General features: G+C 33.9%; 17 protein-coding genes. 11 read left to right on the forward strand and 6 right to left on the reverse strand.

Annotation, left to right across the window (positions count from 1 at the left end):
- From ACE94K_RS20655 to ACE94K_RS20670, 4 genes are all read right to left on the reverse strand, one after another.
- On the reverse strand, positions 1-339 hold the full coding sequence (locus ACE94K_RS20655; RefSeq protein WP_378176966.1) for an Hpt domain-containing protein: 339 nt from the start codon (positions 337-339) through the stop codon (positions 1-3).
- The gene (locus tag ACE94K_RS20660) at positions 340-951 is read right to left on the reverse strand and encodes a fumarylacetoacetate hydrolase family protein (protein ID WP_378176969.1); all 612 of its coding nucleotides are present in this window, start codon (positions 949-951) and stop codon (positions 340-342) included.
- Between the two features lie 17 nt (positions 952-968).
- Positions 969-1,748: an exonuclease domain-containing protein gene (locus tag ACE94K_RS20665; protein WP_378176972.1), complete on the reverse strand. Its 780-nt coding sequence runs from the start codon at positions 1,746-1,748 to the stop codon at positions 969-971.
- Positions 1,749-1,829: 81 nt separating this feature from the next.
- Positions 1,830-2,513 (reverse strand): metal-dependent transcriptional regulator, encoded by a 684-nt coding sequence (locus ACE94K_RS20670; protein WP_378176975.1) that lies wholly within the window; start codon positions 2,511-2,513, stop codon positions 1,830-1,832.
- Positions 2,514-2,570: 57 nt separating this feature from the next.
- Between ACE94K_RS20670 and ACE94K_RS20675 the strand changes: the two genes are divergently transcribed.
- From ACE94K_RS20675 to ACE94K_RS20705, 7 genes are all read left to right on the forward strand, one after another.
- A complete protein-coding gene (locus tag ACE94K_RS20675; protein ID WP_378176978.1) occupies positions 2,571-3,359 on the forward strand; it encodes a transporter in 789 nt (262 codons plus the stop codon).
- 38 nt (positions 3,360-3,397) lie between these two features.
- Positions 3,398-4,312, forward strand: a complete 915-nt coding sequence (locus ACE94K_RS20680; RefSeq protein ID WP_378176981.1) for a metal ABC transporter solute-binding protein, Zn/Mn family — start codon at positions 3,398-3,400, stop codon at positions 4,310-4,312.
- Between the two features lie 226 nt (positions 4,313-4,538).
- On the forward strand, positions 4,539-5,276 hold the full coding sequence (locus ACE94K_RS20685) for a metal ABC transporter ATP-binding protein (protein ID WP_378176984.1): 738 nt from the start codon (positions 4,539-4,541) through the stop codon (positions 5,274-5,276).
- 41 nt (positions 5,277-5,317) lie between these two features.
- A complete protein-coding gene (locus tag ACE94K_RS20690; RefSeq protein WP_378176987.1) occupies positions 5,318-5,686 on the forward strand; it encodes a four helix bundle protein in 369 nt (122 codons plus the stop codon).
- Positions 5,687-5,726: 40 nt separating this feature from the next.
- Positions 5,727-6,857 (forward strand): metal ABC transporter permease, encoded by a 1,131-nt coding sequence (locus ACE94K_RS20695; protein ID WP_378176991.1) that lies wholly within the window; start codon positions 5,727-5,729, stop codon positions 6,855-6,857.
- A complete protein-coding gene (locus ACE94K_RS20700; protein ID WP_378176994.1) occupies positions 6,850-8,013 on the forward strand; it encodes an iron chelate uptake ABC transporter family permease subunit in 1,164 nt (387 codons plus the stop codon). Before ACE94K_RS20695 ends, ACE94K_RS20700 begins: the two co-directional genes overlap by 8 nt.
- A 69-nt stretch (positions 8,014-8,082) precedes the next feature.
- A complete protein-coding gene (locus ACE94K_RS20705) occupies positions 8,083-8,763 on the forward strand; it encodes a hypothetical protein (protein WP_378176997.1) in 681 nt (226 codons plus the stop codon).
- A gap of 13 nt (positions 8,764-8,776) precedes the next feature.
- On the opposite strand, the gene ACE94K_RS20710 is transcribed toward ACE94K_RS20705, so the two are convergent.
- Both ACE94K_RS20710 and ACE94K_RS20715 read right to left on the reverse strand, forming a co-directional pair.
- Complete coding sequence (locus ACE94K_RS20710; RefSeq protein ID WP_378177000.1) at positions 8,777-9,487, reverse strand: metallophosphoesterase family protein; 711 nt, start codon at positions 9,485-9,487, stop codon at positions 8,777-8,779.
- 57 nt (positions 9,488-9,544) lie between these two features.
- A complete protein-coding gene (locus ACE94K_RS20715) occupies positions 9,545-10,024 on the reverse strand; it encodes a hypothetical protein (protein ID WP_378177003.1) in 480 nt (159 codons plus the stop codon).
- Between the two features lie 206 nt (positions 10,025-10,230).
- On the opposite strand from ACE94K_RS20715, the gene ACE94K_RS20720 reads away from it, so the two are divergent.
- From ACE94K_RS20720 to ACE94K_RS20735, 4 genes are all read left to right on the forward strand, one after another.
- Entirely contained in the window at positions 10,231-10,725 is a 495-nt protein-coding gene (locus ACE94K_RS20720; RefSeq protein WP_378177006.1) for a MarR family winged helix-turn-helix transcriptional regulator, read from the forward strand.
- A 290-nt stretch (positions 10,726-11,015) separates the two neighbouring features.
- The gene (locus tag ACE94K_RS20725; protein WP_378177008.1) at positions 11,016-11,372 is read left to right on the forward strand and encodes a hypothetical protein; all 357 of its coding nucleotides are present in this window, start codon (positions 11,016-11,018) and stop codon (positions 11,370-11,372) included.
- Between the two features lie 52 nt (positions 11,373-11,424).
- Positions 11,425-11,598: a hypothetical protein gene (locus tag ACE94K_RS20730; RefSeq protein WP_378177011.1), complete on the forward strand. Its 174-nt coding sequence runs from the start codon at positions 11,425-11,427 to the stop codon at positions 11,596-11,598.
- Between the two features lie 35 nt (positions 11,599-11,633).
- Positions 11,634-11,825 (forward strand): hypothetical protein, encoded by a 192-nt coding sequence (locus tag ACE94K_RS20735; protein WP_378177014.1) that lies wholly within the window; start codon positions 11,634-11,636, stop codon positions 11,823-11,825.
- The last annotated feature ends 224 nt before the right edge of the window (positions 11,826-12,049 follow it).

The raw sequence follows: 12,049 nt of genomic DNA on the forward strand, positions 1-12,049 counted from the left end.
TTATTGAAAGTCGGCTTTCAGATCTTCAATTGCTCCTTTCACTGTAATCACGATGTGATTTAATATAGGCTCAATTTCTGATTGCTGCTTACCAGACTTTGACCAAGCTTCTATCTGCTTTATCTCTTTCAAAAGATCTATTCCAAACAACTGAAGGTTTGGTTTCATCTTATGGGCGAACTGATAGGCTGTCTGAGGATTATTATCATTTACCGCCTGCACCATACCACTAAGATCGGGAGGTATTTCTTCTAAAAAAGTTTGTACCAATACTGTTATAAATTCATCATCTCCGCCAGACAATTCATTAACACTTTCTAAGCTATACCCTTTGCTCATTTACTTAATTCTAATTGAAAAAATTTGTTGCTTTTCTATAAAACCGGTAAGCGTATCCTCTGCTTTCACAGCGCCAACTCCTGCCGGTGTTCCCGTAAAGATAACATCTCCTATCTTTAAAGTAAAATATTTTGACACATATTCTATCAATTCGTTAATCTTCCAGAGCATAAACCTTGTATTTCCTTTTTGTACAACCTCTCCATTTTTTTCTAAATGGAAATCAATATTATCAATATCAGCAAATTCTTTTTTAGACACCCAATTTCCAATCACGGCAGCTCCATCAAAAGCTTTGGCTTTTTCCCAGGGCAACCCTTTTGACTTCAATTTAGCCTGTAAATCTCTAGCTGTAAAATCAATACCCAACCCGATTTCATCATAATATTTATGAGCAAATTTTCTATCAATATGTTTTCCTACTTTTTTGATTTTTACCAAAATCTCAACTTCATGATGCACATCTTCAGAAAAATTGGGTATGAAAAAAGGCTGTTTTTTTAGTAAAATAGCCGTATCAGGTTTCATGAAAACCACAGGATCCGATGGTTTTTCATTTTCTAATTCTTCAATATGATCGGTATAATTACGACCTATACAAATAAGCTTCATACAAATATTATAAAGAATTAAAGTTTAAGACTGTTATTAAGTTTTCGCAACCTAACCGCAGTAAGTACTTTTTTAGTATATAACGGGAAATCCGCATTTTGTAACCATCCAAAATACCCGGGCTCATCTTCCATCACTTTTTCTACCAACTTACCTTTGTGCTTCCCGAATGAAAATATTTCTCTTCCTTCTTTGTCATATGCTATAAAACCAGCAAAATCCGCAAATTGTTTTCTAGCACTAAATTCTGCAAGAAATTTGGTATCATTTTCTAATTCTGGATATCTATCGAGTTGTGCCTTCAGAACTTCATATGTTGCATTTGTATCAGCTTCTGCAGAATGTGCATCTTCTAAATCTTTGTCACAATAAAACTTATAAGCGGCTGCCAGGGTTCTTTTTTCCATCTTATGAAAAATAGTCTGGACATCTATTGCCACAGTGTTTTTCATATCAAAATCAACATCAGCACGTAATAATTCTTCTGCTAGTAATGGAATATCGAAACGATTAGAATTAAATCCCCCCAGGTCACACCCTTTAATCATTTCGCTAATGTTATTAGCCAGTTGCTTAAAAGTGGGCTCATTAGCTACTTTTTCATCTGTAATCCCGTGTACTTCTGTGGTTTCTGGTGGAATCGGCATCTCTGGATTGACAAGCCAAGTTTTACTTTCCTTATTTCCATTAGGAAAAATCTTAAGAATAGAAATTTCTACAATTCGATCTTTTGAAATATTTATACCCGTCGTCTCCAGATCAAAAAAACAGATCGGTTTTTTTAAATTAAGCTCCATAAATTGATTGTGAGATTCAAATATAACAGGTATATCTTACAAACCATTAAAGTCTTACTTTTTTTAACATTTGTTAGGTTTTTATATCACCTTGACAAAAACATTGTCTGCAAATTTTCTAGTTACTGTTTCTTCGACTTTATCAAATTGTATTTTTATTGAACCATCAAATTCTCGTACTTCCAAAACTTTGATTTCACTACTAAGGGCTAATCCTATTTCTGATACATACTTAAGAAATGTGACCGAGGCATCGTTTACAGATACTAATTTACAAACAGCGCCTTCTTTTAGAGACGATAATGTGATTTTAGGTAAAATTGAATATTCTCCATCTGCATTGGGAATAACTTCTCCGTGAGGATCCCTAGCAGGAAAATCCATAAAACGATCCAGCTCATTAATTAATTTCTGAGATTTAATATGCTCTAATTGTTCTGCTACCTCATGCACCTCATCCCAACTAAAATTCAAATATTTACAAAGAAATGTTTCCCATAATCTATGCTTTCTAATCAGACGGACTGCAATTGACCTCCCTCCTTCTGTAAGTTCCAACTTACCATATTTTTCACTTACAACATACTTTTTAGCTTTCAGCTTTTTGATCATATTGTTTGTTGAAGCAGGAGAAACCTTAAGATAATCAGCAAGTTGATTATTTCCTACCTTACCAGAACTATCTTCTATAAGTAACTGAAAAAGAGCTTTTAAGTAATCCTCTTCACTCTTTGTTAAATTATTCAAATTTAATTTGTTAGTCATAACTAACTTCTTTAGTTTTGCATCAATAATAAAACAAAAGTACTAAACCTAATGCAAATGCAAAGAATCATCTTACTTACTTTTTTGAGCTGTCTAAGTTTTAACTCCATGTTCTCTCAGGAAACCAATTCATTGGGACCGCTTATCACCGACAGACCAGACGCTACCGAATCGCCAACGGTAGTTCCTAAAGGATATTTACAAATAGAAACAGGAGCATTTTTTGAAGATGCAGGAGACAATGCTTTCAAACAAAAAACTACAACTTTTAATACTGCTTTGTTAAGATATGGATTATTAGATAATCTGGAACTTAGGGTAGGATGGGATTTTGCCGAAATAAAAACAGAAATTAATGGCACTGAACTTGACAATGTAGAAAGCGGATTATTACCTTTATTATTGGGAGCAAAAATTGGAATTAGCAATGAGCAAGGGTTACTGCCGGAGATAGGTATTATTGGACATCTATTTTTACCATTTACTGCAGGACAAGACTTTAGACCAGAAAACACAGGTGTTGACTTTAGATTTTCATTTGCGCATACGCTTAGCGAAAAATCAAGTTTATCCTACAACCTTGGAGCTGAATGGGGAAACGATTCTCCCGAGGCTGCATATGTATATACCATTGCCTATGGATATAGCATTACTAATGCTTTTGGAATCTATGCAGAATTGTACGGAGATTTACCTGAAGACAGCAGCGCTAATCATCTTTGGGATGCAGGGATTACATATTTATTGAGTGACAATATACAATTAGACGCCACCATAGGATCCGGAATTACAGAAGGACAAAATTTATTATTAAGCGCAGGAATTAGTGTTAGGCTACCAAACTAATAATATTCAATTTCAGAAACAAAAACAAATCAATAGTTATGAAAAAGATAGTGTTTACAATTATAGCTCTCAGCCTTTTACTCTCTTGTAAACAGGAAGCTAAGGATCCAAATCAAAAACTTAATGTGGTGACCACCACCACGATGATTACCGATCTAGTAAAAAATATTGGAGGTGATCTCATAACTGTCCAGGGATTAATGGGTTCTGGAGTAGATCCACACTTATATAAGGCTAGTGAAGGTGATGTCACAAAGCTAGTCAACGCCGATGTCATTTTTTATAATGGCCTACATCTTGAAGGCAAATTAGTTGAAGTATTTGAAAAAATGGGAAATCAAAACATGAAAACTATTGCTATCGGAGAAGTTTTAGACAAGACCACTCTCATCGGATCCGATTACTTTGCTTCTAATTATGACCCACATATTTGGTTTAGTATTACTAACTGGAAAAAAGTAGCTGCTTTTACCATTCAAAAACTAAAAGAACTAGACCCGAAAAACGCCATAGCTTTTGAAACCAATGGAAAAGTATATTTAGAAAAACTAAAGGTTCTTGAAGTTAAACTTAAAAAAACTATCGAGACATTACCTAAAGAAAAAAGAATCCTTGTCACAGCCCACGATGCTTTTAGTTATTTCGGTCAGGAATATGAGTTTAATGTGGTAGGATTACAAGGCCTATCCACCGCTACAGAAGCTGGTGTGCAAGATGTACAAAAATTAGCTTCGTTTATTATAGAAAACGAAGTAAAAGCTATTTTTGTAGAAACATCAGTTCCTAAACGCACTATTGAAGCTCTACAGGCTGCTGTAAAATCTAAAAATCACGAAGTAACTATTGGTGGAACTTTATATTCTGACGCCCTCGGTAATCCGGGCACTATTGAAGGAACCTACATCGGGATGTTTGAATACAATGTGAATACTATCATAAACGCACTTAAGTAATAAACAGTTGACGCATAGCAGAAGTCAGAAAAATTACTTTAATAAAAGATATGAGATTTAATTTTGAAGATTAACTGTAGGGGAAAATCTAATTTTTTTTGACATAGAATATGATACTTATGAAAATTTTCCTAAAACGAAAATACATAATCTTTCTTATCTAATATGTTATAGCTAAGATTTCTTTTATATTAAACATATCTTTATTTTCTTAAAATTATTAGAAATGAAAAACAAAATCGCCGTGCAAATAGATGACCTTACGGTTGCCTACAATTATAAGCCTGTGTTATGGGATATTGACTTGGCCATTCCTGAAGGTGTTCTTATGGCGATTGTTGGACCTAACGGCGCAGGAAAATCCACATTAATCAAGTCAATTTTAGACATTATCAAACCCATAGCCGGAAGTGTCACTATATATAACAAACCCTATAAAAAACAACGATCTCTTGTGGCCTATGTACCGCAAAAAGGCAGTGTAGATTGGGATTTTCCTACTACCGCTCTGGATGTAGTCATGATGGGAACATACGGAAGTTTAGGCTGGATCAAAAGACCCGGACAAAAAGAAAAAAAAGCAGCACTAGAGGCACTGGAAAAAGTGGGGATGCTAGCTTTTAAAAGCAGACAGATCAGTCAACTTTCCGGAGGACAACAACAACGTATTTTTTTAGCCCGGGCGTTGGTACAAAATGCATCCATTTATTTTATGGATGAACCTTTTCAGGGAGTTGATGCTACTACAGAAAAAGCAATCATAAACATTTTAAAAGAACTTAGAAAAGCTGGAAAAACTGTCATAGTAGTACATCACGACCTACAGACAGTTCCAGAATATTTTGATTGGGTAACGTTCCTAAATGTAAAAAAGATTGCAACCGGACCTGTAAAAGATATTTTTAATGATGATAACTTGACAAAAACTTATGGGATTAATTATAAAGTAAGTGTGCAACAGTAATAGCAGTTAGTTGTTTGTAAAAACTACAAATATTATTTTTAATGGAAGATTTGAAATTTAATTTTGAAGATTTAACGGTATATCAAAAAGGTTTAGATTTTGTGGATTCGGTATATGATACTTGCAAAAAATTTCCTAACACTGAAACCTACAATCTTTCCTCTCAATATATTAGAGCTGCTACTTCTATTACATTAAACATTTCTGAAGGATCCGGAAATACTGAAGCGCAGTCTAATCGTTATTTACAAATTGCGTTAGGATCTATTAGAGAACGTATAGTTTGTTCTACAATTGCTAAAAAAAGAAATTATATTTCACACGAGAGTGATCAGGACGCTAGAACAAAACTAGTTGAACTATCCAAGATGATTACAAGTTTACAGAAATACCTTAAAAGTAAAACATGATGCACTCCCAACTACCTTCTAAAGACTAAAGACTATTATTATGGATATCCTAGAGTATATAGAACTTGTTTTTACAGATTACACCCTACGCACCATTACGTTGGGAACAGCTGTTTTGGGCGCAATTTGTGGAATGCTGGGAAGTTTTGCCGTTTTGAGAAAGCAAAGTTTGCTAGGAGATGCTATTTCTCACGCCGCTTTACCTGGCATTGCGATAGCCTTTTTGATCATAGGAGCCAAAAATAGTAATGCGTTTCTGTTAGGGGCTTTGATAAGCGGTTTAATTGGTAGTTTTTGGATTAGAGGAATTATTAAAAAAACGCATCTTAAATCTGATACCGCTTTAGGACTTATACTTTCCTTATTCTTTGGTTTTGGCATGCTTTTATTAACCTATATTCAAAAACTACCTAATGCAAATCAAGCCGGATTAGAGAACTACCTTTTTGGCCAAGCGGCTACACTGCTGGAAAGTGATGTTTGGATGATGTCTGTGATCACCGGAATATGTCTTATCGTTTTATTACTTTTCTGGAAAGAGCTAAAGCTATCTGTGTTTGATAGCGATTACACCAAAACTTTAGGTTTTAACACTAAGTTCTTGGACATACTGATCACTACTTTTATAGTTGTCGCCATAGTCTTAGGTCTACAAACGGTGGGTGTTGTTTTAATGAGCGCTATGATTCTTGCTCCAGCAGCAGCTGCGAGACAATGGACCAATAGTTTATCAGTTATGGTAATTTTGGCTGCAATCTTTGGTGCTTTTTCGGGAGTGGTGGGTACAGCGATTAGTGCCAGTCATAATAATTTATCGACCGGGCCAGTCATCGTATTGGTAGCGGCAGTATTTGTATTAATTTCATTTATATTTTCTCCAGGTCGTGGATTACTATTCAGAGAAATTCGCTTTAGAAAAAACAGAAACGATCTTCAGTTACACAAAACACTATCATTTATGTATAACATCGTCAAAGATCACGAAAATATTTCGCATCCGCATGCCATTAAAATATTGAATAATTTCCAAGGGTTCACAAAAAGATCCTTGCAAAAACTTGAAGATAAGAATTACGTAAAAATTCAAGGAAATATGTGGTCTTTAACCGATTCCGGATATAGGACCGCTGCAAATCTATACAATCAATTAACGCAAACAGAAAATGAGTAGCGCACAGATTGAAATACAATTAATCGCCAGTTTGGTCGCTGTTGCTTGTGCAATACCAGGAACCTTCTTGGTACTTCGTAAAATGGCTTTGATAACTGATGCTATCAGCCATTCTATTTTACCAGGTATTGTAATCGGTTTTTTCATCACCCATGATCTTTCCTCTCCACTCTTGATACTTCTTGCCGCTTTGAGCGGAGTGCTCACAGTGGTCTTGGTAGAGTTTATTCAAAAAACCGGTTTGGTAAAAGAAGACACTGCCATTGGTTTAGTTTTTCCGGCACTGTTTAGCATTGGGGTCATTATGATTGCTCAGAATGCGAATGATGTTCATCTTGATATAGATGCTGTGTTACTTGGAGAGTTAGCTTTTGCTCCTTTTGACAGACTAGTTATCAGCGGTTCTGATATCGGACCCAAGTCTTTATGGATTATAGGTATCATACTACTAGTAACAGTAGGGTTACTTTTCGCATTTTTTAAAGAACTAAAAGTAAGTACGTTTGATGCAGGATTGGCAGCAGCATTGGGATTATCACCGGTCGTTATGCATTACGGACTGATGACTGTAGCCTCTATTACAACCGTCGGAGCTTTTGATGCTGTTGGGGCTATTTTGGTCATTGCCTTTATGATAGCGCCTGCTGCAATAGCTTATTTATTGACCAACAATCTTAAAAAAATGCTACTTTTAGCGTGCATGTTCGGCGTTATTGCTGCAATAGCAGGCTATTGGTTGGCACACGGATTAGACACTTCTATCTCAGGATCGATGACCAGTGTTCTTGGAATTATTTTTTTGATCGTATACTTATTTGCTCCGAACAGAGGGTATTTCTCTGTTTTATATCGTCAAAAACAACAACGTATTGAGGTTTCTTTACTTACATTTTTATTACACTTGGGTAACCACGTGGATGATCAGACAGAGAGACACGTAAAACACTTGACAGAGCATATCAACTGGCAAAAAGTGAAGGCAAAATCTGTGTTAGAACTTGCCTTAAAAAATAATATGATAGAAATTGAAAATGATATAGTTTCATTAACTGAAAAGGGACAACATTTTACCAACGAAGCGATCGATTACATTGTAACCAACAAAAATTCTGAAATCGAAAAGATGAAAGATCGATTTTTCTTATTTAGGGGATAAGCCCAAAAGAGGTATGATCCATTTTGATGGATTAAAATTAATGGCTTATTTTTATCAAAAATGAAGATCATGCAATTTCTAAAAACCTGTATTTATGTTCTTTTTTCATCGGTTTTTCTTATACCAATCTCAACGCTAGGGCAAGATAAAACTGTTTATTTAGTTGAAGACGTTCAAAAAAAACGAACAATTATTTATGTGAAAAATGATACAGATTCAGATAAAAGCGTCTTTCTTAAAATAACTCCCACCGGTTATCGAAGAAGTGCACAAAGACCAATTATTAAAAATATACCAGCTAACAGCAAGGAAGAAATGCTCATTTTAATTCCTTTGACAGATGTAGAATCTTCTTACACCTATGACCTCGTGGTGAATGAAGAATTAGAAAACATTGATGCAAAACAACAAAAAGGAAAACCAAAAGAAATACCACCGCAAACGGTATCACAGTATAAACTTTTTGTCTACACAGCGCAAAACTGCGTAAGGTGTGATTCTTTAAAACAAAAACTAAATGATAAAAAAGTTCAATTTCTAGAGGTTGATATTGATAGTAAAAACAATTTATTATCTCCTGTGTTTTGGAGAAAAATGAATGAAGAAGGATATACAAGAGAAAATATTGAACTACCTTTTGTAAAAAAGGACAAAAAGCTATACTATCCTATTTTGAGCCTGGACGAGTTTACTGAAGAAATTACAAGAAAACCTAAGCGAAAGAAAGGAAAAAGAATAACTAGGTTTTAAGAAAAATAAATCTTCACAACAAGATTACCTCTGTTAATATTTGATCTTCAAGTAACTCTATAACCCTATACCCAAAAACATTATTATGCACTTTTATTTCTTTAGGATTTTTTTCTATTTGATAAGAAGCCGCAGGAGTAATGAACTGGGTTATATTTTTATAACGATAATGATCCTCCATATGATAATGACCACAAAAAATGGTAATATCATTAGGTACTTGTTCTAATACATCTTGAATTTTTTCTCTTCTCTTCAAAGAAAAACGTTTATCCATCATATTGGGTATGGCCAAAATAGGGTGATGCACAAAAAGCAATACTTTTTTGGTAGTTATCAATTCGGTTTTTAGCCAGGTTAGTTGTGTCTCACTTATTACTTCTTTACTTGAATCTAAAAATATACACTTAAAAAAATCTAATTCCCTGCTATAAAAAAGCTCCTTAGGATTGGCAAGGACATTTGTCTTATAATATTTGATCACTTCAGAAAAATCATCGTGATTTCCTAAAGAAATACATATTTCATAAACTGTAAGGGATTCAAAAAACCAAGAGTTTGAAGATTTCTCTCCAATATCGCCACCAAAAATGATTTCGCCAATCCCTCTGGAGGCTATATCATTGAGAATTGTAATCCAGTTTTTGCGTGCATTTACCCCGACGGTTTTCGGAAAATCTTCATCAATATGAGTATCGGTGATGTAAGCAACCCTTTTAATCATATAAGAAATGTAAGGATTTTAACGAAGTTGTTTACTTAGAGTGTTTCTAAAAAAGTTTTAAGTATGCTTTACACTTAACACTTTACCTTCTTTTTTTGCGTTAATGTCCATTGCAGCTCCTATAGCAAGTCCTATAGACATTCCAATCATCAATCCGAAGGTCATGCCATAAACAAGTCCCTGAGACCCGCCAAATGCCACTCCAAAAGTCATTCCTATACTCATCCCAAAACACATACCTAAACTCATACAAATAGTCATATAATACGATTCGGATATCAGCGAAAACTCCTTCTTCAAGAAAGACAAAAATTCATTGAGTTTTTTACGGTAATATTTTTTTCTGCTTTCTCTAGGTATTTCTGTGCTGATCGTATCTAACTTATCTTCAATAACGTGTATTTGCAGTTCTGACAAATTTTTATTGTTAAGTTGAGACAGAATAATAATGAACTTTTTATACATCTTAATCTCAGATCTATCTTCAGTTTCTGTAATCAGGTTCTTAAAAAATTTAGATGCTTCATGAATGTCCATAGTTCACCTGTTTAGTATTAAAAGTCATACACTGTATCATTAGTATTCATTAAATTAGAAATGTTACAAACAACACCTCTATAAATTCTTGTCATATCATTAAAAATTGTCTGATGAATAATGCAGATCATAATATTGTTGATACATTATTACGGGATAGTTTACAATGTTTCTATCTTTGCACTTCTTAGTAAAAGACATCCATTGTGAAATATATTGAAATACTTGTAAAACTTCGTAAAATAATTAGATCTATCAATCTGGAAAGTAAGAAGATCGAAAAAGAGTTTGGTATCAGTATCCCACAATTACTAGTATTACAATTTTTATCAGAACAAGAAGATTACAGAGCTTCTGCCAAGGAAATAAGAGTTTATATCAACCTGAATGCCAGTACTATATCAGGAATTATTAGCAGGTTAGAATCAAAAGGTCTAGTAGCTAAACTCCCAAAGCCTAACGATAAAAGAACCACATATATTACACTTACAGCGAAGGGTGCGGATGTCTTACACCGATCCCCAACAACTTTACAGGAAAAAACCACAGAGAAGTTGCAAAAACTTACTCAAGAACAAATTGATGAGCTGGATCGAAACATAGAACTATTAGCATCTATTATGGACGCAGAGAATATAGACGCAGCTCCTTTGATTACCATAAAAGAGATGTCTTCTGAAGACAATAAATCTCACGAATAAAATCCTTTCCCTGATTTATTTTCTTAGCTACAGGGATCTTTGAGCTTGACCCCTAGCTTTCTAGCATACACTACACGTGTTCTGACTACACTTTATTTATTTCCTATAGAAAATAAATATCAGTTAAATACTAAATAAACAATATTAAATAACCAAAAATAATATTATTATAAAGGATTTTTTAAAAATAAAAACATTAATAGTTTCTATACGAACTATATTTTTTGTAACTTTGTAAACTCCTGTTAGTAATAGGAGTTAGAACAAAATAGATAACTTAAAAGATTAGTATGAAAAAAGAAACATATTTGGAGAAAGCATTAGCCTGGGCAGAAAAAAGAGCAACAATATCTTTGAAAGCAACACCTGATGGCTATGAGGACCCCAAAGTTTTTAGAAGTACAAAAACTAATCTAAAGATCCAGCCAGACATGTCTTTTGTCACACACGGAGGATCAAAGCATTTTTCTGATATTGCTTTAAAAAATGAAGATGACAAAACCCTTGTGGTAAGATGGAAACTTCTAGGATTTATGGCTCAAATGAAACGAGGAAAACTACATTTATTGGCGCCTCGTGGGCACAAATCTTTTACAGAGAAATTGGTAGCCCGTCATAATATAAATGCTGTAATACATTCTATTTAAGGCCAAATTACAATATACTTATCAATAATATTTTAAATATTTAAAACTACATATGTCAGTAAATACCTTTATTCCACAACAAAACGGAAGAACAATTAAAACAAAAGATGGTAAAAAAGTAAAAAACGAAATTGATTACTGGAAAACCAAAATTAACAGCAGAAAGTGTAAAGAATTTTCTGAAATGTCTTACTGGGAAGTTGTATGCACCAGTAACGCACTTTAAAATTCAAACCAACTTATAAACCCAAAAATTGACCGATGAAGATTATTAAAATTAAAAGAAAAACCAGAATTAGAAATATACATTCTAAAAACATGGGGCGGTTAAGTACTCATGTAACCTCTATTAAGAAGTATTTATTAGGAGTTCCAATAACTACACTCCATAAATACAGAGAAACTTATTATGGAGAAGTAAAGGATTGTAAGGATTGTATATTACAAGCTTAAATAATACAGACAACAGAAAAACATTGCCCCCCGATCTTAGGATCGGGGGTTTTATTTTGACTATTTTCTATCATTTCTCAACTCAATAGTTATTCTGAGTTTTTATTGGCGAAATACCATAGAAAATTGAATACAATCCCTAAAATAAAATCCCTGCATAATACAGTAGAACTGCGTGGCGTTTTTGTTTACCAGACGCCTATAAGTTATACAAGTATTGGAAT

Source organism: Aquimarina besae (assembly GCF_042434905.1).
Lineage (GTDB): Bacteria > Bacteroidota > Bacteroidia > Flavobacteriales > Flavobacteriaceae > Aquimarina.